Annotated in this window: 22 protein-coding genes, 2 tRNA genes and 2 rRNA genes; 21 read left to right on the top strand and 5 right to left on the bottom strand. The window is 44.0% G+C overall.

Annotated elements, in window-relative coordinates:
- Nucleotides 1-50 precede the first annotated feature (50 nt).
- Both tsaD and DEO27_RS20005 read left to right on the top strand, forming a co-directional pair.
- A complete protein-coding gene (gene tsaD / locus DEO27_RS20010) occupies nt 51-1,052 on the top strand; it encodes a tRNA (adenosine(37)-N6)-threonylcarbamoyltransferase complex transferase subunit TsaD (protein ID WP_112574792.1) in 1,002 nt (333 codons plus the stop codon).
- Nucleotides 1,053-1,151: 99 nt separating this feature from the next.
- Nucleotides 1,152-1,337: a hypothetical protein gene (locus DEO27_RS20005; protein WP_112574793.1), complete on the top strand. Its 186-nt coding sequence runs from the start codon at nt 1,152-1,154 to the stop codon at nt 1,335-1,337.
- Nucleotides 1,338-1,355: 18 nt separating this feature from the next.
- Here DEO27_RS20005 and DEO27_RS20000 read toward each other — a convergent pair whose 3' ends face one another.
- Both DEO27_RS20000 and DEO27_RS19995 read right to left on the bottom strand, forming a co-directional pair.
- Nucleotides 1,356-1,715, bottom strand: a complete 360-nt coding sequence (locus DEO27_RS20000; protein ID WP_190295149.1) for an MmcQ/YjbR family DNA-binding protein — start codon at nt 1,713-1,715, stop codon at nt 1,356-1,358.
- Nucleotides 1,716-1,846: 131 nt separating this feature from the next.
- The gene (locus DEO27_RS19995; protein WP_190295148.1) at nt 1,847-2,206 is read right to left on the bottom strand and encodes an MmcQ/YjbR family DNA-binding protein; all 360 of its coding nucleotides are present in this window, start codon (nt 2,204-2,206) and stop codon (nt 1,847-1,849) included.
- 70 nt (nt 2,207-2,276) lie between these two features.
- Between DEO27_RS19995 and DEO27_RS19990 the strand changes: the two genes are divergently transcribed.
- From DEO27_RS19990 to DEO27_RS19920, 15 genes are all read left to right on the top strand, one after another.
- Entirely contained in the window at nt 2,277-2,897 is a 621-nt protein-coding gene (locus DEO27_RS19990; protein WP_112574796.1) for a class I SAM-dependent methyltransferase, read from the top strand.
- A 175-nt stretch (nt 2,898-3,072) separates the two neighbouring features.
- Nucleotides 3,073-3,636, top strand: a complete 564-nt coding sequence (locus DEO27_RS19985; protein ID WP_112574797.1) for an adenylyl-sulfate kinase — start codon at nt 3,073-3,075, stop codon at nt 3,634-3,636.
- Between the two features lie 7 nt (nt 3,637-3,643).
- Nucleotides 3,644-4,519 carry a sulfotransferase gene (locus DEO27_RS19980; RefSeq protein ID WP_112574798.1) on the top strand — a complete coding sequence of 292 codons (876 nt, stop codon included), beginning with the start codon at nt 3,644-3,646 and terminating at the stop codon, nt 4,517-4,519.
- A gap of 263 nt (nt 4,520-4,782) precedes the next feature.
- Complete coding sequence (locus DEO27_RS19975) at nt 4,783-5,421, top strand: DUF4291 domain-containing protein (protein WP_112574799.1); 639 nt, start codon at nt 4,783-4,785, stop codon at nt 5,419-5,421.
- Between the two features lie 342 nt (nt 5,422-5,763).
- Nucleotides 5,764-8,184: a TonB-dependent receptor gene (locus DEO27_RS19970; protein ID WP_223818003.1), complete on the top strand. Its 2,421-nt coding sequence runs from the start codon at nt 5,764-5,766 to the stop codon at nt 8,182-8,184.
- 143 nt (nt 8,185-8,327) lie between these two features.
- Nucleotides 8,328-9,014: a porin family protein gene (locus DEO27_RS19965; protein WP_112574801.1), complete on the top strand. Its 687-nt coding sequence runs from the start codon at nt 8,328-8,330 to the stop codon at nt 9,012-9,014.
- A 54-nt stretch (nt 9,015-9,068) separates the two neighbouring features.
- Nucleotides 9,069-10,028 (top strand): zinc-dependent alcohol dehydrogenase family protein, encoded by a 960-nt coding sequence (locus DEO27_RS19960; RefSeq protein ID WP_112574802.1) that lies wholly within the window; start codon nt 9,069-9,071, stop codon nt 10,026-10,028.
- 86 nt (nt 10,029-10,114) lie between these two features.
- Complete coding sequence (locus DEO27_RS19955) at nt 10,115-10,948, top strand: universal stress protein (RefSeq protein WP_112574803.1); 834 nt, start codon at nt 10,115-10,117, stop codon at nt 10,946-10,948.
- Between the two features lie 87 nt (nt 10,949-11,035).
- Entirely contained in the window at nt 11,036-11,605 is a 570-nt protein-coding gene (locus DEO27_RS19950) for an NADPH-dependent FMN reductase (protein ID WP_112574804.1), read from the top strand.
- A 139-nt stretch (nt 11,606-11,744) separates the two neighbouring features.
- Nucleotides 11,745-12,590 (top strand): class I SAM-dependent methyltransferase, encoded by an 846-nt coding sequence (locus tag DEO27_RS19945; RefSeq protein ID WP_112574805.1) that lies wholly within the window; start codon nt 11,745-11,747, stop codon nt 12,588-12,590.
- Between the two features lie 69 nt (nt 12,591-12,659).
- Entirely contained in the window at nt 12,660-13,037 is a 378-nt protein-coding gene (locus DEO27_RS19940) for a hypothetical protein (protein WP_112574806.1), read from the top strand.
- A 152-nt stretch (nt 13,038-13,189) separates the two neighbouring features.
- On the top strand, nt 13,190-13,882 hold the full coding sequence (locus DEO27_RS19935) for a helix-turn-helix domain-containing protein (protein ID WP_112574807.1): 693 nt from the start codon (nt 13,190-13,192) through the stop codon (nt 13,880-13,882).
- A gap of 107 nt (nt 13,883-13,989) precedes the next feature.
- A complete protein-coding gene (locus tag DEO27_RS19930) occupies nt 13,990-15,477 on the top strand; it encodes an alpha-amylase (RefSeq protein ID WP_112574808.1) in 1,488 nt (495 codons plus the stop codon).
- 58 nt (nt 15,478-15,535) lie between these two features.
- Nucleotides 15,536-15,835: a GNAT family N-acetyltransferase gene (locus DEO27_RS19925; RefSeq protein WP_112574809.1), complete on the top strand. Its 300-nt coding sequence runs from the start codon at nt 15,536-15,538 to the stop codon at nt 15,833-15,835.
- A gap of 1 nt (nt 15,836) precedes the next feature.
- The gene (locus tag DEO27_RS19920) at nt 15,837-16,682 is read left to right on the top strand and encodes an NAD-dependent epimerase/dehydratase family protein (protein WP_112574810.1); all 846 of its coding nucleotides are present in this window, start codon (nt 15,837-15,839) and stop codon (nt 16,680-16,682) included.
- 56 nt (nt 16,683-16,738) lie between these two features.
- On the opposite strand, the gene DEO27_RS19915 is transcribed toward DEO27_RS19920, so the two are convergent.
- The 3 genes from DEO27_RS19915 to DEO27_RS19905 all read right to left on the bottom strand — a co-directional run bounded on the left by DEO27_RS19915 (nt 16,739) and on the right by DEO27_RS19905 (nt 19,816).
- Complete coding sequence (locus tag DEO27_RS19915) at nt 16,739-17,173, bottom strand: hypothetical protein (RefSeq protein ID WP_146750106.1); 435 nt, start codon at nt 17,171-17,173, stop codon at nt 16,739-16,741.
- Nucleotides 17,174-17,318: 145 nt separating this feature from the next.
- A complete protein-coding gene (locus DEO27_RS19910; protein ID WP_112574812.1) occupies nt 17,319-18,086 on the bottom strand; it encodes an SDR family NAD(P)-dependent oxidoreductase in 768 nt (255 codons plus the stop codon).
- Nucleotides 18,087-18,100: 14 nt separating this feature from the next.
- A complete protein-coding gene (locus DEO27_RS19905; RefSeq protein WP_112574813.1) occupies nt 18,101-19,816 on the bottom strand; it encodes an IlvD/Edd family dehydratase in 1,716 nt (571 codons plus the stop codon).
- A gap of 1,166 nt (nt 19,817-20,982) precedes the next feature.
- Between DEO27_RS19905 and DEO27_RS19900 the strand changes: the two genes are divergently transcribed.
- The 4 genes from DEO27_RS19900 (at nt 20,983) to DEO27_RS19885 (ending at nt 26,052) form a co-directional block, all read left to right on the top strand.
- Nucleotides 20,983-22,502 (top strand): 16S ribosomal RNA (locus DEO27_RS19900).
- Nucleotides 22,503-22,709: 207 nt separating this feature from the next.
- Nucleotides 22,710-22,784 (top strand) — tRNA-Ile (locus DEO27_RS19895).
- A gap of 89 nt (nt 22,785-22,873) precedes the next feature.
- A tRNA-Ala gene (locus tag DEO27_RS19890) sits at nt 22,874-22,950 on the top strand.
- Nucleotides 22,951-23,175: 225 nt separating this feature from the next.
- Nucleotides 23,176-26,052 (top strand): 23S ribosomal RNA (locus DEO27_RS19885).
- The 16S and 23S rRNA genes sit together here with 2 tRNA genes alongside, the layout of an rRNA operon.
- The last annotated feature ends 9 nt before the right edge of the window (nt 26,053-26,061 follow it).

The following is a 26,061-nucleotide window of genomic DNA, read 5'->3' as shown; positions in this document are numbered from 1 at the left end:
AATAATAAATCACTGATTCGCTAATTCAATAACTCAATAATTAAACAAACGTGCCCGTAATTTTAGGAATCGAATCATCATGTGATGAAACCTCAGCTTCGGTTTGTGTTGATGGTGTGATCATGAGCAATGTTATTGCCAATCAAACCATACACGAGGCCTATGGAGGCGTTGTCCCGGAGTTAGCCTCAAGGGTTCATCAGCAAAATATTGTTCCGGCTGTTCAGCAGGCATTATTGAACGCAAAAGTAAGCAAAAATGATATTGATGCGGTAGCTTTTACACGCGGTCCCGGACTTTTAGGTTCTCTTTTAGTAGGAGTTTCATTTGCTAAGGCTTTTGCCCTGGCTAAACAGATCCCGCTTATTGATATTAACCACATGCAGGCCCATATCCTGGCCCATTTTATAGGTGATAAAAATCCATCGTTCCCCTTCCTTTGCCTTACGGTATCGGGCGGGCACACACAAATTGTGCTGGTGAAAGATTATTTTGATATGGAGATCATAGGCCAGACGCTTGACGATGCCGCCGGCGAAGCCATGGATAAAACCAGTAAAATTTTAGGCCTGCCGTATCCCGGCGGACCGCTCATTGACAAGTACGCACGCCAGGGAAACCCGGATGCTTATAAGTTCCCCGAGCCGCAGATACCTGGGTATGATTTCAGCTTTAGCGGTTTAAAAACTTCTATCCTGTATTTTATCCGCGACAACGTAACTACAAATCCAGATTTTATCCGCGAGAACATGGCCGATATCTGTGCTTCTGTAGAGAAACGCATTGCCACCATTTTGCTTAATAAACTGCAAAAAGCAGCACAGGCTTATGGTATAAAAGATATAGCTTTGGCGGGTGGAGTATCGGCCAATACCGGTTTAAGGTTAGGCCTGCAGGCCATGGCCCAAAAAAACGGCTGGAACAGCTTTATTCCTAAAATGGAATATTGTACAGATAACGCCGCCATGATTGCCATAGCAGGTTATCACAAATACCTAAAAGGCGAATTTATAGGACAAGACGTTGCCCCAATGGCAAGGATGGCCTTTTAGCCCCCGGCCCCTAAAGGGGAGGCATGGAGGGATAAGCTTAAGTTTATAATTATATACAAATAACACATTAACATCCCCCTTTAGGGGGTTAGGGGGCATATGAACGCATCAGGATATATTTTTTACATTGTTTTTGTTATCCCATTAATAGCCGCTATGGTTTGGCTTATACGCCAGGATAAAAAAAAGGGAAAGATTGGGCTTATTGTGCTGGCTGCATTGGTAGTTGGAGTTTTGATCTACGTTTACCTTAACCGTGAGGCGCTGAATGGCATAAAACCATAAAGCAGGGCATCTCCGACTTTATTTATTTGCCTTCAATTCTTCATATTCTTTAATCAGCTTTTTGGTGGCCCTGGCAAGGTAGGCTGTTATCAGCAACTGCTTCAGATCATCGGGCAATACGGTTTCGAGGCGTACCAGCATGTACTTGTAGTTTTGGTAATGTGGCGTAATGAAAAAAGTATGCGGATCAAGCGCTATCCATTTTTCCCGCTCAACGGTATGGATGGCCAGTAACTCGTCCTTCTCTTTTATATTGCAGAAAATCTTGTTATTAACATAGAAAGCCGGGTCTTCAAAGCACATCTTATGCGTAACACCCGGTAGTGGCAACAGCGTGCTTTTCAAGTACTGTAAAAAGATGTGCATATCGGTAGCCATAGTTAATTTATTTGAAGAGATTTTAGGTAGAGATACCTCACATGCGTCTCCCGTATGATAAGCTCTCTTGCAAACCTTTAACTGCAATAATTTGCAATTAAGACGCATGTGATGCGTCTCTACATTAACCTTTAATTATTTGCCTTCATTTCTTCATATTCCCTGATCAGCTTTTTGGTTGCCCTGGCAAGGTAGGCTGTTATCAGCAATTGCTTCAGGTCATCGGGCGATACGGTTTCAAGGCGTACCAGCATGTATTTGTAGTTTTGGTAATGCGGCGTCATGAAATACGTATGCGGATCGTGTGCTATCCACTTTTCACGCTCGGTGGTATAAATGGCCAGCAGTTCATCTTTTTCATGTATGTTGGCGAAGATCTTGCCGTTAACATAAAACGCCGGGTACTCAAAATGCATTTTGGTAGTAACACCCGGCAGCGGCAACAACGTGCTTTTCATAAACTGCAAAAAGATGTGCATATTGGTAGCCATAGTTAAAGTTAATAAGTTTTCCCCACAGCATTTAATAAAACAGTAATTTCGGGTTGAAAACAGCTTGGTCATGAACAGCAGCAACCTCCGCAATTTATACGGTAATATCGATATCTATTTGTTCGATCAGTTATTGAAAGGTCGTTTTGATAATTGCCGTACTGTACTTGATGCCGGTTGTGGCAGCGGCCGTAACATTACCTATTTTTTGCAGAACGGGTATAAGGTGTACGGCGTTGATCAAAGCGAGCATGCTGTTGAATTGTCCAAACGCCTATCGGCCGATTTATGTCCCGATCATTCTCCTGATAATTTTAAGCTGTCGGCTGTTGAAAATCTTCCTTTTGACGATGCTCAGTTCGACCTGGTGATTTGCAGCGCGGTGCTGCACTTTGCCAATGATGCCGAGCATTTTGACAATATGCTGCGTTCGTTGTGGCGCGTACTGAAACCCGGCGGTTACTTTTTTGCAAGGCTGGCATCCGACATCGGGATCGAAACCCTGGTGCAACCTCTTGGTAATTACCGCTATTTACTGCCGGACGGCTCCGAACGTTTTTTGGTAAATGAAGACATCTTGCTTGAGTATACCCGCGAACTGGGTGCGCAACTTTATGAACCTATTAAAACTACCAACGTGCAAAACCTGCGCTGCATGACAACCTGGTGCATGCAAAAAACAAACGCATAATTGCCGCCAGGCTTTTTCCCTTCTCTCCGTCTGCGTCATTTACCGGTTCATCGATACAATATACCTGTGTATCGATACACAAAGTGTTAACGGCAATTTCGCTCGAAATATTTGCGTTAAGCCTACAATAACGGGTTAAACAACGATTATTATTTAACGCTTAACACACCACCTTATGATTATTCTGCTTTGCGGTTTATCCGGATCGGGTAAAACTACTCTTGCTCAAAATGTCAAAATACGGCTATCAGATACCGATGTTCCTGTTGAAATTATTGATGCCGACGTATATCGCCAAAAGCTGTTCCCAAATTTAGGTTATACCAAAGAAGATCGTTTCGACAACATCCGCAGGCTTGGCTTTATCGCCGGTAAACTATCCGGACATGGCGTGGTAACTATTATCAGTGCTATAAATCCTTATGATGTTATTCGTCGTGAACTGATAGCCACATACCCTGATGTCAAGCTTATACATATTGATTGCCCTGTTAAAACGCTGATGCAAAGAGATACCAAAGGCCTTTACAAACGCGCGTTGTTACCAGAAGGGCATCCGGATAAGGTAACCAATTTAAGCGGCGTTAATGATCCTTTCCAAATCCCGTCGTCGCCCGATTTGTATATCAATACTCATGTTACCAAACAGGGCGACGCTACAGAAATGCTGGCAGGTTTTATTCTTGAAAATTATCAGCAGGCGCAAATCAAACAACTATACCAAACCGGTCGCTATTAACTAAACCATGATCAATACAACAGTCAAATTCACACCCCGGCAAACCTTAATTATTGCCGGCATGCACCGTTCAGGGACATCGCTTGTAACAAATTGGCTTAGCCGTTGCGGGCTGCAAATTGGCGAGCGCCTTTGCGGTAGCGGTACAGGCAATGTTGACGGGCACTTTGAAGATATGGAATTTTTGAAGCTGCACGAAGAGATCCTTGATCGCAACAGCCTGGAAACATCGGGGCTGATTGACAAAAAAGATATTGAGATCCCGCTTTACCAGTTGGAAAAGCTGAAAGCGGTTATCGGTATTAAACAACAGCTTTATGAACAATGGGCCTGGAAAGACCCGCGTACCTGTTTGTTTCTGGATACCTACGCCAAGTTGTTGCCCGGTGCAAGGTACCTGGTGATTTTGCGTAACTACCAGTCGGTGGTTACTTCATTGCTCAGACGCGATTTTGTTTACGTTGATAAAAAATACATGGCCCGTAAATATATTCAACGATTGGTTTGGGTTCATTTCAGACGGGCCCGGAGACTTAAGGCATTTTACCATGATCATGCCGAAAATTATTTAAAAGTGTGGATCAGCTATAATGAAGCCATTTTGAACTCGCTCAAAAAACTTCAGCCGGATGATTACCTGGTGATAAACTATTCCCAACTGCTTGAAAATGACAGCGAGGTTTTTTCATTTTTAACTGATAAATGGAAGTTTTCACTCAATTATTTTGATTTTAAAGACGTGTACAAACAGGAGCTCATGAATAAAGCCGATGATATCAGCGATTTTGTTGCCGATAAAACCCTGCTGATAAAGGCTACCTACCTGCTTAAACGCTTGGGAAGCTATATGCGGGGCAGCGAAAGCTTTCCGGGTAAGGTATAATTTTTCCGTCTGTAAGAAGCTGTTTATTTTTACAAAATATTCATTGCCGTTGGTTTTAACCAACGGTGAAGAATAATGAAAAATCCTGGCTTTAGCCCAATTATGCAAGTGGATTTGGGCTGAAGCCCTCTCATCGCTCTCTATTACTCCGTTGGTTAAAACCAACGGCAATGAAATTTATCTATCTGTAAAAGATATTCATCAATTCAAAACAACTTCTAAGGGCCTCTTGATATTGTCCTGAAAATTCGTTATATTATAGTATGAATATTATAACAGAATTTTACAATCAGGGCCTCGAACATTGGCCCAAAACGGGGCAGCATATTCTTGCCCATCAAACAGACGAAGAAATTGTGGTTTACCAGGCCTACAAAAAAAGTATTGCAAAGTTCGCCGTCGAAAACCAGTTTTTGGGTGGAAGCGAATACAGCTACAACCGCATGTCGTGGATTAAGCCCAATTTTTTATGGATGATGTACCGCTGCGGCTGGGCCGAAAAAGAAAACCAGGAAAGTGTACTGGCTTTGTGGATCCAGAAAAAAGATTTCGAGGCTATATTAAATGAGGCCGTGATCTCGTCCTTTAGTCCCCAATATCATGACAGCCATGAACAATGGCGGACCGAGTTAAATGGGAAAGAAGTACGCCTGCAATGGGATCCGGATCATGACCCTTACGGACGTAAACAGGAACGCCGGGCAATACAATTAGGATTAAAAGGGGAGATGCTTGAAAACTTCGGCAAAAAGCAAATTTCCCGCATTGAGGATATCACCGGTTTTGTAAAGCAACAAAAACAATTGCTGGATACCGGCAGACTTCATGAACTGGAAATCCCCCTTGAACGGTTTTACAAAACAACCAATGAAGCTTTGAATAAGCGAGTTGGTATAGATTGATAGTTGGAGCCCCCGAACTCCCGGTGCCTTACCTGCAAACAGCCACTCTTTTCTTAAACTTTCCCATCCGGGAGGGTAAGGCAAATAAAAGCCTCGCTTTTACTCAATTTTAAATAACTCTTCAGTTTACTTTTTACCGTATTTTAATGATTTACGGTTACCATTCTGTTTAATTGTTAGGTTCTCTTTATCAATTGAATAGCTTCTATTTTAAAACCTTATTTGTAATTAATCTAAATAAATATACCTTTGCGCCCGAACCCGGTCTTGCTGGTCGCCAAAACTTCATGGCCGGGATTCAATTAATGCTGATCCTTTAATCAATTATTATTTAAGTAAAATATGCGTTTTACAATTACCCCTATTTGCACGTTTGGCAAGTCTGCCGTAATGAACGTTAAAAATAATTTCTTTAAAGCTTTTACCTGTTTGCTGATGATTTTGCTGTTGGGTAACGATGTAAAAGCTCAAACAACTACCGGTTCAATAAAAGGTACCGTAAAAACAGCTGACGGTAAAGCTGCCGAGTTTGTGAATGTAGTTTTAACCAATACGCAGTTTGGTGCCACCGCCGGGCAAACCGGGCATTTCACCATTAAAAATGTTCCGACAGGCACCTACACCATTGTTGCCAGCTTTATGGGTCTACAGACCCAAACCAAAGAGGTTACCGTTGCCGCAGGCGAAACCACCACCGTGAACTTTGTTTTATCCGAGGGCGCAAAAGACCTGCAGGAGGTTTATGTAAAAAGTGCAAAACACAACAAATTCCTGAAAAAGGAGACTGAAGATGTTGCCCGTTTGCCGTTAAAGAACCTCGAGAACCCACAGGTATATAGTGTAGTGACCAGCGAGCTGATGAAAGAGCAGGTGGTAACCAGTTATGTAGATGGTTTTAAAAACATTCCGGGTACTGGCGTGCCTTTGGTTTACAATAATGGACGTACAACCTTATTATCGCGCGGTTTTGTTACCGGTAACTTTATCCGTAACAGTGTTGCCGGCTATAACTTTAACAGCATTGACCCTGCCGATATCGAAAAGATAGAAGCTATAAAAGGCCCTACCGGTACATTGTATAACAGCAGCCTTGCTTCATTTGGCGGTTTGTTTAACCGTGTTACCAAACAACCTAATGAAACGCCACGCACCGAAATTGCCTATCAAACCGGCAGTTTCGATCTTAACCGCCTTACTGCCGATGTTAATATGCCTTTAAATAAGGATAAAACCGTGCTGTTTCGTGTAAACGCCGCATTGCACAACGAGCATAGTTTCCAGGATGCAGGCTTTAATCGCAGTTTTTTTGTTGCGCCAAGTATTACTTACATTGTTAACGACCGCTTAACTGTTGATGTAGACGCCGAAATAGGTAATTCAAATGCTACATCGGCATACAGGCTTGCTCCGGATGCCAAAGGGAAAATTTTTAATATCAAAGATCTCGGCATCGATTATAAACGCTCATTTGCCAACAACAGTGTTGATTACCAGAGCAGGCAGATTGATCTTTACTCGCTGATCAACTACAAAATTTCGGATCACTGGAAATCGCAAACCATGTTTAACAAAACCTACTCATCAACCAAAGGTTATGTTACGCAGCTAAGCTTGGCCGATACCCTGATTAAGCAACAGGCCATCAGCCAGGATTATCCTTACTATATCACCAATGTTCAACAAAACTTTATCGGCGATTTTAAGATCGGTCATTTTCGTAACCGTATAGTTGCCGGTTTGGAATATTATAATCAAAGAAGCAATTGGACAAACTACACAGTTACCCTGCCTGGTATCAGCTATAAAAACCCTGGCGCGGCTTACAATAACTTTAATGTTGATAAAATATCGTCGCTGGTAGCGGCTTTAGCTCCCAACGCTAATTCGTACGTGCAGAATAATCAAAGCTCATACGCAGCCTATGTTTCGGATGTGTTTAATATTACCGAAAGATTGAACGCGATGGCCAGCCTCAGGATAGATAGGTTTATAAACAAAGGTGCCTATACACCGGCCAATGGTAAAACTACAGGCAATTTTAGCCAAACGGCATTATCGCCAAAATTTGGTTTGGTTTACCAGTTAGTTAAAGACCAGATCTCATTATTTGGTAACTACATGAATGGGTTTAATAATGCTACGCCTACTGCCACGGCCTTTGATAATTCAACCTTTAAACCACAGTATGCCAATCAATGGGAAGTTGGTGTAAAGGTTGATGCCTGGGATCATAAAATAAGCTCAACCGTAAGTTACTATAATATTAATGTAACCAATACCATCATGGACGATTTGGCCCATCCGGGTTTTATAACACAGGCTGGTACCCAATTAAGCAAAGGTATCGAAGCCGAAGTTATAGCCAATCCGTTTAGTGGCTTTAACATTGTCGCCGGTTTTGCTTATAATGATAGCAAAATAACTAACGGCGCTGCTTCAGTTCAGGGTTTACGCCCGGCTAATTCCGGCCCGGCCAGGTTGGCAAACATTTGGATGAGCTACCGTATTATGCATGGCAGCGTTCAGGGTTTAGGTTTTGGTGTGGGTGGCAATTACGGCAGCGATTCGTACCAAACCAATACGCAAACATTCAAGTTTACTATACCGTCATATACTACAGTTGATGCTACGGTATTTTACGATCAGCCTAAATACCGCGTAGGCTTTAAACTGGATAACCTTACCAACGAAAAATACTGGTCGTTCCGTTTGGCCCCGCAAAACCCAACCCGCGGAACATTGAGCGTGAGCATTAAGTTTTAAAAGCGATAATAATTAACAGAAAAGGCTTACTTCATTTATGAGGTAAGTCTTTCCTGTTACTAAATATCTAAAATGTTCCGGACAGTGTAGCATTCTTTTGTGTATGCCCGTATTATTGGTATACAAACCAAACTTACACAAATATGAAATTACCTTTAACCTTATCATTCCTGTTATTATTGGCATGCTTAAAATTATCCGCTCAAACCAAAGCCATTCAGTTTGGTATTAAAGCAGGAATTGCAACAACTTCGTTATCGCGCACTCCCGGTACAGATATCAAGCTTGATAAGGCCGATAAAAGCGGGTTCGGTTATTTTGCAGGAGCTTTTGCCAGCCTCAATTTTAATCGGTTTTCTTTGCAGCCCGCTGTTATTTTCAATTCATCTGTAAATAAAACCACCGAAAATATAATAAGCGGCGACATCGTTTATCGTCAGTATGGTAAATGGCATTTGTATTACTTACAGGTGCCCGTTAACCTGGTATATAATATTCCGGTACAGGGGGGCAATTTTTATATGGGCGCTGGCCCATACATAACCAAAATTTTATCGGGTAGATTTACACCAGATCCTAACCCGGCTTTACCCTATGCATACGGAGTGCCGAATTTTCCTCCTTTTAATGCGAGTTTTAGTGGCATCAACAGCAATTTTAAATCGTTTGATTACGGCGCGAACGCGGTTGCCGGTTTCGCCCTGGATAACGGTTTTATGATCAACGCTGTTTATAACTTAGGGATAACTAATATCCAGGGAAATGACAGGTATCTGTACGAAAGCACAAAAACCAGGAGCCTGGGTATAGCTTTGGGCTATAAATTTTAGGCTCCGTATATTGGCATAACTCAAACTTTCATAGCTGAAAATTGTATTTCAACTATGAAAGCATTGGTTTTTGAGCAGGCGGGCAATGCCGCTGATGTGATTCAACTAAAACATTTGGCTTACCCCAAACCGGCCCGCGGCCAGTTACTTGTCAGGGTAAAGGCCAGTCCTATACACCCGGCCGATCTGCTTTTCATCGAAGGGAAATATCGCTATAAACCTGCGTTACCTCAAATAGCTGGCCTGGAAGGTGCAGGTTATGTAGAGGAAGCAGGTCACGATAGTATTATCCCCAAAGGGAGCCTTGTAGCATTTAGCAAAATAGGGGCATGGGCGCAATACGTGATAGTTGATGAGCAGGATGTAGTATTATTACCCGATACTTTCCCAGTACAAAAAGCAGCTCAGCTCACGCTCAATCCTTATACCGCTTATGGTTTAATACAGGAAGCAAAAGTTAAAAGTGGCGATTGGCTACTGCTCACCGCAGGCCACTCTACAGTATCGCGCATAGTAATACAACTGGCCGCCGAGAAAGGCATTTGCGTAATAGCCACCGTACGGCACGAAGAACAAAAACAAGAGTTACTGGCGCTAAAGGCCGAACAGGTAATTGTTCCCGCCCCGGGGGAGCTTAAACAAACTATTAATGAGCTTACTAAAGGCAAGGGGATCAAAGCCGCAGTGGATGCGGTTGGCGGTCCCCTGGCTACCGAAATAATTTCGTCATTATCTCCCGGCGGACGCCTTATTGCTTATGGATTACTTGATCCTAAACCAACATCTTATTTAAATGCCGAGGTCGTTTTTAAAAACCTGATGATTAAAGGATTTGGTGTAAGGGGCTATGTTGAAGGCTTATCGCACGAGGAAAGAACACATATGATCAGCCATCTGGTACACTCTATTGGCCGGGCCGAATTTAAGCTTTCGCCGGCGGCAACCTACCCGGTTGATGAGTTTGGGCAGGCTTTGGCTTATGATAAAGGAGGGAAGGTTTTATTGGAGTTTTAACAACAAAATAATGTATTAAAATAGTTAAACAAATCGTAAATTTAGCATTAAGCGCACGGGTTTCGTACGTACCTAAATTGTTTGTTATGAAAACTATATTAATACCCGTAGATTTTTCCGACACCAATACCAACGCCATTAAATATGCAGCCGATATGGGTTGTGATATGCCGGTCAAGAAAATTATCCTTCTTAAAAGCTATTACACATCGGTATATGAACAAATCCTTCCCTCCCCAGACTATTTGCTGATAAGCCCGGATGATATTGAAAATGAACGGCAAAAAATTGAAGTTGAGCTTAAGGAGCTCATGAAAAAACTGAAAAACCGCTGTCATGAAAATATAGAGATCGAAACAGTAGTTAGCACCGAACCAATTATCAGGGCCATACATGATGTAGTTGAAGATCAGCATCCCGATTTGATGATTGTTGGGGGCGATATGGGGCACGAACTAAGCATGATTGGCGAGCAGGTGATCGAAATTGCAAAAAGCAGTTCGGTAAAAGTATTGATCATTCCACCCAATTGTAATTATCAGAAAATAGAGCAGGCGTTGGTGCCCTGTGATCTGGAAGCCGTTGCCCGGCTTGGCGTTTTACAAGGACTTAATACCTCACACAGTTGGCTTAACCCCAAACTGATGCTGCTTTATGTCGACCCGAAAAACAAACACATCGGGCGCGAAGAGGAGTTTGAGGCTTCGGTAAAACAACTCGTAAATTGCTATGAGTGTAAGCTTCACTACTCGGACGATAAAAATATTGTACGGGGGATACTCAATTTTGCCAAAGAGCAATCTGTACAACTGATCATCGCTTTGCCGGGCAAACATAGCTTTTTCTATAATTTAACTCATAGCAGTATCACCGAGGCCTTGTCAATAAACGCTACAAACCCGGTGCTGATACTTAAATAGCATTTGTAAAGTTTTTATCAATCTTGTTTTTTGTTTAGGTGTAGTTGCAGTGAATTGCCAATATTTACAGCAACTAAACTGATAAACATGTATAAACTCAAAGTAATAACTTCTACCGTACGTCCGGGCCGTAAAGGGCCTGCTGTTGCCAAATGGATAACTGAGGTGGCTAACAATCATGGCTTTGAAGCCGAAATGGTTGACCTGGGCGAGCTTAACCTACCCCTGATGAACGAGCCTGTTCACCCCGCCCTTAAGCAATATGAACACGAACACACTAAACAGTGGAGCGCTAAAATTGAAGAAGCCGACGCTTTTATTTTTGTGACTGCCGAATATGATTACAGCTATCCCGCACCACTTAAAAATGCCATAGAATACCTGGTACACGAATGGGCTTATAAGCCGAGCGGTATTGTAAGCTATTCTATTGGTCCGTTTGCAGGTGTAAGGGCGGTTATGAGTTTAAAAACAGATCTGCTTTCGTTAAAGAATGTTGCACTTGCCGAAATGGTCAATATTCCTCAATTAAACCAGTTTGTTGACGAGGATAATAATTTTACCGCGGATGAAAGGCTTGACAAAAACGCCAAGATCATGCTTGACCAACTGCTGCGCTGGACTAAAGGCATGAAAGCGATACGGGAAGATAAATAGCATTTGTAGTTAAGAACTTTAAAACCCTTGCCATAACCGGCAGGGGTTTTTTGTTTTAAATAATGAGGGGATTTTTGATGTAACATATTGACGGTAATTGTGTTAAATTTATGCTGATCATACTGTATTATTATTGGCTATGGAAAATCAATTGGAACAGATCCGCGATCAGCAAAAGCAATCATGGAATAAGTTTTCGCCCGGATGGAAAAAGTGGGACGAGTTTAACATGCGTTTTTTGAAACCCATGGGCGATGCCATTATTGATAGCCTAAAGATAAAAGATGGAGACGATGTGCTGGACATAGCTGCCGGAACCGGCGAACCCGGCTTAACCATTGCTGCTTTAACACCTAATGGAACAGTAACAGGTACCGACCTCGCCGAAGGTATGCTGGAGATAGCCAGGGCAAATGCCGCGGCTAAGGGAGTAAAAAACTACAAAGCTCAAATTGCCGACGTAAGTGAATTACCTTTTGATACCGAATCATTTAATGCCGTCAGTTGCCGCATGGGGTTCATGTTTTTTCCGGATATGCAGCTGGCTGCCAATGAAATTTACAGGGTGCTAAAGCCAGGTGGTCGCTTTGCCACTGCCGTATGGGCAGGCCCCGAACAAAATAACTGGGTTACCACCATTATGAGTGTTATCCAGAAGCACGTGATATTGCCTGCCCCGCCTCCGGGTTCTCCGGGAATGTTTCGCTGTGCAAAGCCGGATGTTATTGCCAATTTGTTAAAGCAGGCGGGTTTTAATGATATAACACCAATTGAGCTAACCGGACAGGTAGATTACGGAAGCTTTGACCGTTACTGGCAAATGATGATGGAAGTTGGCGCCCCAATAGTAGCTGCGATGTCGCAGGCCGATGAGCCAACTAAAAATAAAATAAAGGAAGAGGTTGCGGCATTGTTCCAATCGCAGAATACCGGAGGAACGGCGCTGCTCCATTATGGCGCGCTTGTAATTAGTGCGCAAAAATAATCTTCAGATAACTTTGATGTAATCTGAAATTTAACATTGAGGTTAAATTAGAGATATAACTTTACGTTAATGAAACCGCAATATAAACTTAAGCTTGTCTTATTGTTTGCTACACTAATGTTTGTGGCCAAGCCTTTTGTTGGTTTCATGATTTTTAACAGGCAGCACCCTCCGGTAAAAATCAACATCTTCCTGCTCGATAAATCATTTAGCAAGCGGATCATTCAATACCGGGATGGTAGCCTGTCCATAATGACGGCCATTCAAAAAAAATTGGCACACCCCGTTGTCAGTTTGCGTTTGAGGCTCTCCTTCTTTTTACTGCTTCTATATCCTTTTCTTTTCGGGTTCAGGAAGCGGGTTACCTACCGGCATATCAGGTTCTTAAACCTCAGTAAAACTTTATCCCATCCTCTGTATCTGGTCAACCGGCAAATTATTGTTTAACGGATGGCAAAGCCGTGTATTATCAGTAATTGATAACCTATCTGCGGTAACTCTATTTTAGTTGATCATCGGTTTATTTTATCCGGCTTCTGGGCCGTGTCACCATTGTTTATCCGCGGTTTTAAGCGTGATAAACTTTCATATTTATTAAAATGCCAGTTTCCTATTCATATACCAATTTTGACGATAACGATAAAGAGTTATCAAATTTTGCCAAGGCCCTGGCGCTGCCGGTAAGGGTAGCCATTATCAGGATAATTATTGAACATAATAATGTGGTAAAGCGCGAAATGCTTTACGAGATCCCCTTCAACATCGAAACCATAAACAAACACGTGGCCGAGCTTAAAAACCTGGGCATCCTGAAGGTTTACGGGATAAAGGGCAATGTCAATTACAGTATAGACGAAAGCTTATTCGATCAGATGGCTTATCGTTTTTCTATGTTGTTTAAAAGTGCAAGGCATCTGTTTGTACAACATATCAATTCCGATTATGAGGTTGCGGAAGTTACCCCGGCGGTTAACATCAGCAACGTAATGCCCACTTTAAGCCATTTTGGCCTTTTCATTAGCCAGCAACGAAATTTACTTAACATAACACAACCGGCACTCGCCGAAAAACTCGGTTTAGAAACGGAAAATTTAAACCAGATAGAACGGGGCGAGGTTGCTTTCAACCCAGAAAAATTGATGCTGCTTGCCAATGCGTTTAATATTGCACCTGCGGTATTAAAGCGCGAATATTACAGCTACCGTATTGCCGAGCTTGTTGACGAAAGCGGTTGCAATGAGTCATTGCTGGATAGCGCCAAAGAAAAGATCCATCAAATGCACGCTTCCTGAGTTTTTTGATTTACAGTGATTTAATATTGGGGTTAAGGTCCGATAAAACCTTTCTGCGTATATTTAGTTAAGTATCAACTATAAAATGGCATACTTAATTTAAACGCATGGAAAATTTTACAATGCTGCAGTTTTTTGAATGGTATTACCCCGCCGGAGGCAGATTGTGGAATCAGTTAAAAAATGACGCGCAAAATCTGAAGAAAAAAGGGATCGACTCGGTTTGGTTGCCACCGGCTTACAAAGCAGCAAGCGGTGGCTATTCGGCCGGGTACGATGTTTATGATATTTATGACCTTGGTGAGTTTGATCAAAAAGGTACTATCCCCACAAAATACGGCACAAAACAGGAATACCTTGACGCTATTGCTGCCGCGCAAAAAGCGCAGTTGAAGGTTTATGTTGATGTGGTGCTAAATCACATGGGCGGTGCCGATGAAATTGAGAAAGTGAACGCCCGAAAGGTTGACCCGGCTAACCGTAACGAATTTATAAGCGATGTTTACGAGATAGGGGCGTACACCAAATTCACATTTCCTGGCCGTAAAGGCAAATACTCCAAATTTATATGGGACTGGCAATGCTTTTCGGGTATCGACTATGATGCCTATAAAAAGGAAACCGCCATCTTCAGCATCCAAAACCAATATGGCGAAGGCTGGGAGGATGTGCTTGACGATGAAAATGGTAACTACGATTACCTCATGCTTTCAGATATTGACACCCGCAACCCAAGTGTGAGGCAGGAGCTCAAAAACTGGGGTAAATGGTATTTTGAAACCGCGAAGTTCAATGGCTTCCGGCTCGATGCTATTAAACATATGGATCATGGCTTTTATAACGAATGGCTTGATTATATGCGCAACGAGTTTAAGCATGAGTTTTTTACCGTTGGCGAGTACTGGGCCTTTGATTTGCCCAAACTGTTAAAATATATTGAGGCAACAGAAGGGCGTATGTCGCTTTTTGACGCGCCATTGCATGATAATATTCACCAGGCTTCAAAGGCAGGTAAAGATTATGATCTCACTACAATTTTTGATAATACCCTGGTAAGTGCCAATCCCGAGCGTGCCGTTACACTGGTTGAAAATCATGACACCCAGCCGCTGCAATCGTTGGAGCAGCCGGTTGACGCCTGGTTTAAGCCGCTTGCCTATGCGCTGATTTTGCTGCGCGAAGCCGGTTATCCCTGTGTTTTTTACGCCGATATGTACGGCTCAAAATATACCGATAAAGGCGGGGATGGAAAGGAATATAGCATTGAGCTGCCAATAGTTGCTGAACTGGAAACCTTACTTTATGTAAGGAAAAACCTTGCCTACGGTACTCAGCGCGATTATTTTGACCACCCTAATTGTATAGGCTGGACACGCGAGGGCGATACAGACCATGAAGACTCGGGATGTGCAGTTGTACTATCAAACAGCGAGGATGGCTACAAAGAAATGGAAATTGGGGCTGGGCACGCGGGCAAAGTATTTGTTGATTATCTGAACAAGCACGATGGTGAAGAAGTAATTATTACTGCTGATGGCTGGGCCGAGTTTAAAGTTAAAGCGGGAACGGTCTCGGTGTGGGGAATTAAAAAGTAATTTACATTAAACGGGGGTAACATTTTATACATTTGTTAACCCCGTAATAAATACAGCTATGAAATACGAAGAAATTCCCCTGGTAAATAATGAGGCCATCCATAATTTTGAACTGCATGTCGAAGGCCGCCGCGCTTTTATCGATTACAAGCAAAAGGACGATAAAATTTACCTGATCCATACCGAAGTACCGGTTGAACTGGAAGGTAAAGGTGTGGCGTCGGCTATAGTCGAAAAAGCATTCAACTATATCGAAGAACATAACCTGAAGCTAGTTCCTCTTTGTGTTTACGTTGCATCATATCTTAAACGTCACCCAGAGTGGTCACGAATACTGGCTATAGCTCCGGGTCATTAATATGCGTGTTTTAGTTACAGGTTCATCGGGTAGGTTAGGGGCAGTTACGGTTAAACATTTACGCTTGCATGGGCATGATGTTACCGGTATTGATGTGATTTCCGCCGAAACCACTGATGAGCAGATCGATATCCTGAATAAAGAGGCCGTTTTAGCCGTCACCAAAAATATCGATGCAATTATTCATACTGCAGCCTTCCATGGTAAGCACTATGAATTGAACTATCCCCGCGAGGCATTTATCGATGTAAATATTTATGGCACGCTTAATTTGCTCAATGCATGTATAGCCAATGGGGTGTCGAAGTTATTGTATACCAGTACAACATCTATTTATGGCGATGCGATGGTTGATGACAGTCGGGCTGTTTGGGTTGATGAAGAGTTAATGATTAAACCCCGCGATATCTATGATATCACCAAACAAACTGCCGAACAGCTTTGTAAAGATTTTTTTTATAGCGAAGGATTGCAAACATCAGTTTACCGGGTTGGTCGTTTCCTGCCAGAGGCTGATAATCTTAAACTAAATCATCGCCTTTACCGCGGGCTCGATGAACGTGACGGTGCCGAAGGATTACGATTAGCCCTGGAGAAAACTTTTCCGGAATTTGAGATCTTTAATATCACCAGCAGTTCGCCTTTTAAAAAAGATGAACTGGTTCAGCTCAAGCAAAACCCTGCCGAAGTAATAAAAAAACACTATCCGGATGCTGAAGCTATTTATAAAGCAAAAGGCTGGGAGTTCCCGAAAAGTATAGACAGGGTTTATGTAAGCGAAAAGGCCAAACGGTATTTTGGCTATGAGCCAAAGTTTACGTTTGATTATCTGTTGAATGATCTCTAAATGCTAACAGACTTACGAAGTTTTTAAAACTTCGTAAGTCTGTTCTTACTGCAATATTAACAAAGGATATCTAAAAGCATCTCGTTAACAACACCTTTTATTATATTGATTTTTAACAGGAATTGAATCAAGAGGGTAAAGCCTACAATGAGTGCAGGTAGTGCTCCGAAAATGGCTCCTAATAAGCAGATTGATAACAATATAATTTCAAAAAATACATCAAAGTAATAGGTCAGTTGAATTGTTGCTCCTTTTTCTGATGTCAAAATTTCAAACTGGCCTTCTTGCATCATTTTAAATCCTTTTTCTCCTCTGAGACTCCATCTATTATCCCCGGTATCATCAAACATGATCATTGAATCGGTAACCCTAATAACTTTATAACCTGAGTTAGTTAATACCTCAACAATAGTTTCCTTCAGGTTTTGAGGATCAAGATTTGTTTCCTGACTGATTGTGAATTTTATTTTCACTGAGTCTAAATGATCCAATTTCTTAGTGTGATAGGTTTTTGCCAACAAATTTAATTCAAAAATCCTTTTAGCGGGATGTTTTATTAATCTGCCTGGAACAGGTATTGCTTTGTTAACGAAAATGAAACCATTCACCTAATCAACCCAATCAACCACTCACCACCTAATAAGGCGAAGTACTAACCGCTGTCCATCCGCCATCAACTACAAGGTTTTGCCCGGTAATGTGTCTCGCATCGGGAGATACTAAAAACAACACGGCATTTGCCACATCTTCAACCGTAGCCGCGCGACCCATTGGCGTAATGCGGGCCCATGTTTTTTGATACCCGGCATCTTCCAGGGTGCGCTCGGTTAACGTAGCGCCGGGAGCAACGGTGTTTACGGTAATTTGATGTTGCGATAGTTCAACAACCAAACTTTTGGCCAGCATTTCCAAAGCCGCTTTGGTCATGCCGTAAGCCGCAAGGTCCTGATGGGCCTGGTGCCCCGTAACCGACGACATGAACAGGATACTTCCCCCGCTTTTTTGTTTTACAATTTGCCGGGCTGCCCTTTGCGCCAAAAAGAAACTGCCCTGTAGGTTAAGGTTCATGACACTTTGCAGCGATTGGGCCGGATAATTCAAAAAATCGCCAAACAAAGTGATGCCTGCATTAGCAATAGCAATAGTAAGTTTGCCATAACGTTGCACCGCTTCGTCAATCATTTGCTGTATAAAATCAATGTTTGAAGCATCGCCATGTATTGGGTAACAATTACCGCCCATGCTGTTTATAGCATCTGCCGCCTGGGTTGCCAGTTCTTTGCTCAAATCGTTCAATAATACAGAAGCACCGGCAACACTTAATTGTTTCGCTATTTCAAAACCTATCCCTTGTCCGGCTCCGGTTACTATGGCTACCTGCCCGCTAAATTTATTCGTTATCATTTTTTAGATTGATATTAATGCGAATCCCTCAAAACCTCGCTCCCTGAACTTCCCTTTAAAAAATCCAGATCTGCACCAAGGTGCGCTTGTTCCACATGGGTTTGGTATAAATGAGTGTATCCGCGTTTGCTGATATTGTTATTTAATACCAGTTTCGATTTTCTTTCGGCAATTTCCTCGTCGCTTACTTCAAGGTGCAAAGTTCCAGCCGGTACGTCAAGTTTAATCATATCACCGTCCTGTACTATGGCCAATGTACCGCCAATGGCAGCCTCGGGCGATACATGCAATACTACGGTACCAAAACCGGTGCCGCTCATCCGTCCGTCCGAAATGCGTACCATATCGGTAACGCCCTGATCGGCCAGTTTTTTAGGGATAAGCATATTGCCAACTTCCGGCATGCCTGGATAGCCTTTTGGTCCGGCATTTTTTAATACCAGTACACTGTCTTTATCTACATCCAAAGCCGGATCGTTGATCCGATGGTTAAAATCCTCAATATTTTCAAAAACAACTGCCTTGCCGGTGTGCCGCATTAAAGCGGTACTTGCTGCCGACGGTTTGATCACAGCCCCGTTTTGGCAAAGGTTGCCTTTAAGTACAGTTATGCCTGCTGTTGGGTTAAAAGGATTATCAACCGGAGCTATGAGATCGCGATTAAAACATTCGCTGTTTTCATAGTTTCGCGATATCGGATGCCCGCTTACCGTTATTGCATCGCTATTAAGTTGTTCGTGAAGCTCTTTCATCAAGGCTGGCAAGCCTCCGGCGTAATAAAAATCCTCCATAAAATACTTGCCCGATGGCTGCAGGTTGGCCAGTAAAGGTATTTTACGGGCGGAGGTATTGAAATCATCCATATTTAAATCAATACCAATACGGCCCGCTATGGCCAGCAGGTGAATAATAAAATTGGTAGAACCACCAATGGCCGCATTAACGGTAATGGCGTTTTCAAAAGCCTGCCGGGTAAGGATGTCTGAAGGTTTCAGGTCTTTGCGCACCATGTCAACAATTCGGTTGCCGGATAAATGCGCCAAAACTTTTCGCCTGGAATCGGCAGCGGGGATGGCCGCGTTCTCTGCCAGCGAAAGCCCCAGCGATTCCACCATGCAGGCCATGGTTGATGCCGTACCCATTACCGCGCAATGCCCCTGGCTCCGGGCCATACAGGCTTCGGCGGTATAAAGGTCCTCGTCGTTCATTTGCCCGGTTTGGTGATCGGCAAAAAAGCGCCAGATATCTGATGTGCCTATATCCCTGCCCCGGTATTTACCGGTTAGCATAGCCCCACCCGAAACAACAATAGTGGGAATATTAACACTGCAGGCCCCCATCACCAATGCGGGCGTGGTTTTGTCACAGCCGCAAAGTAACACTACGCCATCCAACGGGTTGGCACGAATGCTTTCTTCCACATCCATACTTACCAGGTTTCGGTAAAGCATGGCAGTAGGCTTAACCAAAGTTTCGCCCAGCGACATCACCGGAAACTCGACCGGGTAACCACCTGCTTCGTAAATGCCGTTTTTTACAGATTGCGCCAATTCCCGGAAATGAGCATTACAGGGTGTAAGTTCCGACCATGTGTTGCAGATCCCTATCACCGGTTTCCCTTGCAGCTGATGTGCCGGAATGCCCTGGTTTTTCATCCATGCGCGATATATGAAACCATCCTTGCCCTTTTTGCCAAACCATTGCCGGCTCCGTAGCGGTTTATCCTCCATAAAGATGTATTGTGTTTAAACTGGTTATTTAACAAATATAGATTTCTATAAATCGTTTTAGGTTATTGTAAATGAAAAGTTAGGAACTCTTTTAAATTAATACGGATACACAAAGTATAATTAATTGTAAGTGATTAGTACGATGCGCCAGAGCTGCAAACGGTTTGTGAAAAATCAAACGGCTCAAATGTGGTGTGCCGGAGGTCAATGTTATTAAATTAAGAGATTGACAGGCTGCACCGGAGGTGCAAAAGGTTTGTAGAAATAAAATTCAACAGATTTTTAGTGTGCGTACTTAGCGTCAGATGAGCTATCGGCGATTATCTTTCTATATATTATATAATAGATAGAGCATTGCAAATGCTAACCCGATGTTGATGATTTCCGGTTTTTTTCTGAGTGCTAACTGCCTGCTGAAAACTGCCAACTGAATTAAGGGCGTTCCCTCCGGTCGGGCTATCCGCTCATACTGCGCAGGCCTTAGCCACGGGCCGGTATCCGCTGCTATCCCTAACGTGGGTTTTACGGTCAGTATGAAACTTTTTCTCCTTGAGGAATAGCGAGTTAAAGAAAGTGCAGGGCGAATACTCAGAAATAATTTGGAAGAGGGTAAAAAGTGACTACCTTTGCAGCCCGCAAACGAGGAAGCGGGGGCAGGTTCTTTAAAGGTTGAGCGTGAATGAGGAAGGGAGAAAAAAGATTGTTAAAATCTTTTGTGAGACTGGAAAATAATTCACACCTTTGCAGCCCGCAAACGAGGAGAAGAGAGAGGTTGAGCGGGTCCAAAAAAAAGAAAAAAAAGTTTTGGAAAAGAGAAAAAGGTTGTTACCTTTGCAGCCCCAAGCGGGGAAGAAGTTTAAAAGCTTCTAAAGAGAAGAGGATGAGGGTTTTAGGCCTTTGGAATCAAAACGGAAAGAGAGCGATTCTCACCGGATAAACTGACAAATCGAAACGGTTAACACCGAAAGATTATATAGCTGAACTGAGATGGGGAGGCGAAAAAGTTCTTTTAAGAAATGGAAATCATGTAGCGTAACGGGAGGCGCGTAAAGGCTAAGGCCAATACAAGCTGAAGGGTTACAAAAAAAGCAAGCGAACTGTATAAAGATATAATAATACAGATTCTATTAATTAATAATAGGGTCAGTGAACAAACAAAACATTTTACAATGGAGAGTTTGATCCTGGCTCAGGATGAACGCTAGCGGCAGGCCTAATACATGCAAGTCGGACGGGATTTGGGAGCTTGCTCCCGATGAGAGTGGCGCACGGGTGCGTAACACGTATGTAACCTACCTTAGTCAGGGGATAGCCTCTCGAAAGAGAGATTAAGACCGCATAACATCATTGAATGGCATCGTTTGATGATCAAATATTTATAGGACTAAGATGGGCATGCGCAACATTAGCTAGTTGGTGTGGTAACGGCATACCAAGGCTACGATGTTTAGGGGATCTGAGAGGATGACCCCCCACACTGGTACTGAGACACGGACCAGACTCCTACGGGAGGCAGCAGTAAGGAATATTGGTCAATGGACGGAAGTCTGAACCAGCCATGCCGCGTGCAGGAAGACGGCCCTATGGGTTGTAAACTGCTTTTGCAGGGGAATAAACCTCGGTACGTGTACCGAGTTGAATGTACCTTGAGAATAAGGATCGGCTAACTCCGTGCCAGCAGCCGCGGTAATACGGAGGATCCGAGCGTTATCCGGATTTATTGGGTTTAAAGGGTGCGTAGGCGGCCTGTTAAGTCAGGGGTGAAAGACGGTAGCTCAACTATCGCAGTGCCCTTGATACTGATGGGCTTGAATGTACTAGAGGTAGGCGGAATGTGACAAGTAGCGGTGAAATGCATAGATATGTCACAGAACACCAATTGCGAAGGCAGCTTACTATGGTATGATTGACGCTGAGGCACGAAAGCGTGGGGATCAAACAGGATTAGATACCCTGGTAGTCCACGCCCTAAACGATGAACACTCGATGTTGGCGATATACGGTCAGCGTCTAAGCGAAAGCGTTAAGTGTTCCACCTGGGGAGTACGCCCGCAAGGGTGAAACTCAAAGGAATTGACGGGGGCCCGCACAAGCGGAGGAGCATGTGGTTTAATTCGATGATACGCGAGGAACCTTACCCGGGCTTGAAAGTTAGTGAATGTGACAGAGACGTCACAGTTCTTCGGAACACGAAACTAGGTGCTGCATGGCTGTCGTCAGCTCGTGCCGTGAGGTGTTGGGTTAAGTCCCGCAACGAGCGCAACCCCTATGTTTAGTTGCCAGCATTTAAGGTGGGGACTCTAAACAGACTGCCTATGCAAATAGAGAGGAAGGAGGGGACGACGTCAAGTCATCATGGCCCTTACGTCCGGGGCTACACACGTGCTACAATGGATGATACAGAGGGCAGCTACCTGGCAACAGGATGCCAATCTCACAAAGTCATTCACAGTTCGGATCGGGGTCTGCAACTCGACCCCGTGAAGTTGGATTCGCTAGTAATCGCGTATCAGCAATGACGCGGTGAATACGTTCCCGGGCCTTGTACACACCGCCCGTCAAGCCATGGAAGCTGGAAGTGCCTGAAGTGCGTAACCGCAAGGAGCGTCCTAGGGTAAAGTCGGTAACTGGGGCTAAGTCGTAACAAGGTAGCCGTACCGGAAGGTGTGGCTGGAATACCTCCTTTCTGGAGCAGATTTGCGAGCAGTGACTCAAGACTGTTACCTACATGATAATTTCTTAAAACACAAAAAAAGACAAAAGGAAACCCAGAAGATGAAGCCATCGATGTGGGCCGGCCGCTGAGGCCAGGACACGAGTGGCAGTAAGCAGTGGCAGCAGCAGTAGGTAGAAAGATCCTGCAAACTGCAACTGATAACTGCAACTAAAAAAAAGTCCTGTAGCTCAGCTTGGTTAGAGCACTACACTGATAATGTAGGGGTCAGCAGTTCAAATCTGCTCGGGACTACAAGGGTAAGCAGCAGTAAGAAGTGGCAGCAGCAGTAATAAGAGAAAAACTGCAACTGCAAACTACAAACTGCGAACTTTCATCCGAAAGGGGGATTAGCTCAGCTGGCTAGAGCACCTGCCTTGCACGCAGGGGGTCAACGGTTCGAATCCGTTATTCTCCACCAAGTATTCTACAGTAACTATAATATAGGTTACGCTACAGATGAAAACTAACGTTCTTTGACATATTGGAAGAAGTAATTGAAAACAAGAGAAAACAACAGATAGAGACGTTGTTGAGTTCAAAAGCTTCAGGAGATCAAAACCGCAAGGTAATGAGCAAATGAAACAATGACTTAATGACTAATCTAAATAAAGACATACCTTGCGGCGCAAAAGGCGCAAGAGTAGAAGAAAGTAAGAAAGGGTACACGGGGATGCCTTGGCTCTCAGAGGCGAAGAAGGACGTGATAAGCTGCGATAAGTACCGGGGATTTGCAAATAAGACTTGATCCGGTAATTTCCGAATGGGGAAACCTAGTTATTTGAAGAATAACTGCAGAATGCGCTAACCTGCCGAACTGAAACATCTAAGTAAGCAGAGGAAGAGAAAACAAAAGTGATTTCCAGAGTAGTGGCGAGCGAAATGGAAGAAGCCCAAACCTATATTGTTACGGCAATATGGGGGTTGTAGGACCACAACATGAATATTAAAGAGAACCGGAACGGGGTGGGAAACCCGGCCATAGAGCATGAGAGCTGCGTACGGGTAATTGATAATAGGATAGTGGTATCCTGAGTACCGCGAGGTCGGAGACGCCTTGTGGGAATTTGCCGGCACCATCCGGTAAGGCTAAATACTCCTGAGAGACCGATAGTGAACCAGTACCGTGAGGGAAAGGTGAAAAGAACCCCGAACAGGGGAGTGAAATAGAACCTGAAACCGTGTACTTACAAGCGGTCGGAGCCTGGTAACGGGTGACGGCGTGCCTTTTGCATAATGAGCCTACGAGTTACTCTTCCCTGGCAAGGTTAAGTGTTTAAGACACGGATCCGAAGCGAAAGCGAGTCTGAAAAGGGCGTATAGTCAGGGGAGGTAGACGCGAAACCTTGTGATCTACCCATGGGCAGGTTGAAGGTGCCGTAACAGGTACTGGAGGACCGAACCGATAAACGTTGAAAAGTTTCCGGATGACTTGTGGGTAGGGGTGAAAGGCTAATCAAACTGGGAAATAGCTCGTACTCCCCGAAATGTTTTTAGGAACAGCCTGGCGGTTGAGTTATAAAGAGGTAGAGCTACTAATTGGGTGCGGGGGAGTCAAATCCTACCAAATCCAGATAAACTCCGAATGCTTTATAATATACGCTGGAGTGAGGCTATGGGTGCTAAGGTCCATGGCCGAGAGGGAAAGAACCCAGACCATCAGCTAAGGTCCCTAAATTATTGCTAAGTTGAACTAACGAGGTCCGATTGCACAGACAGCTAGGATGTTGGCTTGGAAGCAGCCATTCATTTAAAGAGTGCGTAACAGCTCACTAGTCGAGCGATCGGGCATGGATAATAAACGGGCATCAAGCAGTATACCGAAGCTATGGATTCACAGTAATGTGACTGGTAGGGGAGCATTCTATTATCCGGCGAAGCAGGAAGGTAACTGACTGTGGAGGGAATAGAAAAGCAAATGTAGGCATAAGTAACGATAAGGCGGGAGAGAAACCCGCCCACCGAAAGACTAAGGTTTCCTGATCAACGCTAATCGGATCAGGGTTAGTCGGGGCCTAAGGTGAAGCCGACAGGCGTAGCCGATGGACAACTGGTTAATATTCCAGTACTTTTTAATACTGCGATGCGGTGACGGAGTAGTGACACTGACGCGAACTGACGGAATAGTTCGTTAAAGGCTGTAGGTATAGAGTTTGTAGTTAAGTACGCAAATTTTGCTGAAAGCTGATAGTACACCAAATCTTCGGACGAGGTGATAGTTCAGGTAATCAGACTTCCAAGAAAACCCGCTAAGCTTCAGGTATTAAAAACCCGTACCGTAAACCGACACAGGTAGTCGAGGAGAGAATCCTAAGGTGCTCGAGTGAATCATGGCTAAGGAACTCGGCAAAATGGCCCTGTAACTTCGGGAGAAGGGGCGCTGGCAGCAATGTCAGCCGCAGTGAAAAGGCCCAGGCGACTGTTTAACAAAAACACATGGCTATGCAAAATCGCAAGATGACGTATATGGCCTGACACCTGCCCGGTGCTGGAAGGTTAAGAGGGGATGTTAGTCGCAAGGCGAAGCATTGAATCGAAGCCCCAGTAAACGGCGGCCGTAACTATAACGGTCCTAAGGTAGCGAAATTCCTTGTCGGGTAAGTTCCGACCTGCACGAATGGTGTAACGATCTGGGCGCTGTCTCAGCCATGAGCTCGGTGAAATTGTGGTATCGGTGAAGACGCCGGTTACCCGCAACGGGACGGAAAGACCCCATGCACCTTCACTATAGCTTAACATTGATATCGGATACAGGATGTGTAGGATAGGTGGGAGACTGTGATGTGGCTTCGCTAGGAGTCATTTAGTCAACGTTGAAATACCACCCTTTCTGTATTTGGTGTCTAACTCTACGATGTGGAGAACATTGTTTGGCGGGTAGTTTGACTGGGGTGGTCGCCTCCAAAAAGGTAACGGAGGCTTTCAAAGGTAAGCTCAGTACGCTTGGTAACCGTACGCGGAGTGCAATAGCATAAGCTTGCTTGACAGTGAGACAGACAAGTCGAGCTGGGTCGAAAGACGGATATAGTGATCCGGTGGTTCTGCATGGAAGGGCCATCGCTCAAAGGATAAAAGGTACGCTGGGGATAACAGGCTGATCTCCCCAAGAGCTCATATCGACGGGGAGGTTTGGCACCTCGATGTCGGCTCGTCACATCCTGGGGCTGGAGAAGGTCCCAAGGGTTGAGCTGTTCGCTCATTAAAGTGGCACGCGAGCTGGGTTCAGAACGTCGCGAGACAGTTCGGTCCCTATCTGTTGTGGGCGTAGGAAGTTTGAGTGGGGCTGACCTTAGTACGAGAGGACCGGGTTGGACTAACCTCTGGTGAATCTGTTATGCCGCCAGGTGTACTGCAGAGTAGCTACGTTGGGAATAGATAAGCGCTGAAAGCATCTAAGTGCGAAACTAGCCACAAGATGAGACTTCCATTGAGGGTCGTAGGAGACTACTACGTTGATAGGTTACAGGTATAAAGGTGGTGACATCATAGCCGAGTAATACTAATTGCCCGAAGCTTTCTTCGTGAAGAAACG

The sequence above is a fragment of the Mucilaginibacter rubeus genome, assembly GCF_003286415.2.
Lineage (GTDB): Bacteria > Bacteroidota > Bacteroidia > Sphingobacteriales > Sphingobacteriaceae > Mucilaginibacter > Mucilaginibacter rubeus_A.
Note: the sequence above shows the minus strand (reverse complement) of the source record. Positions and strands in the feature narration are given on the sequence as shown.